This is a genomic window from Vibrio sp. D173a (assembly GCF_030248475.1).
Genome location: NZ_JAHGAH010001340.1, coordinates 1 through 568 on the forward strand (window position 1 = coordinate 1; position 568 = coordinate 568).

General features: G+C 48.1%; 1 protein-coding gene. It reads right to left on the reverse strand.

From position 1 onward, the window contains the following. Positions 1–124 precede the first annotated feature (124 nt). On the reverse strand, positions 125–568 hold a 444-nt coding region (locus KIV40_RS33225), incomplete at its 5' end, for an amino acid--tRNA ligase-related protein (RefSeq protein ID WP_285353658.1).

The following is a 568-nucleotide window of genomic DNA, read 5'->3' on the forward strand; positions in this document are numbered from 1 at the left end:
GGATTTACACCAAGCAAAGGCCAAATATCTACGCATGGATTGGCGCTATTGTCGCAGTAGTAGGAACGGGGATATTGGTCAGCTAATCTAACATTGCCAGAGTTAGCTGACTCAAAAGGAAGAGTTATGCTCTCGGGAAAGGAAAAGCCGTGACTTCATCGATATGATCATGGCCCATAGCCAGCATGATCAGTCGGTCGATACCCAGCGCCACGCCCGCACAACTTGGCAAGCCCGCTTTAAGCGCTTCAATGAGATGATAATCAATAGGTAGTGGCTCTAAGCCCATCTCGATACGCTTTTGGTTATCTTCCTCAAAGCGTTGCAGCTGCTCTTGCGGGTTATCCAACTCGTGGAACCCGTTAGCCAATTCAATGCCTTTAAAGTAAACCTCGAAGCGATCCGCTACGCGATGGTCTTGAGGATTAATCTTAGCCAGTGCCGCTTGGGAAGCTGGGAAGTCATAAACGAACGCTGGAACGATTTGACCGATCTTTGGCTCCACACCGATGCTAAACAATAATTGCAGTAAGGTATCGCGATCCTCTTCTGGATCTGCAATATCACT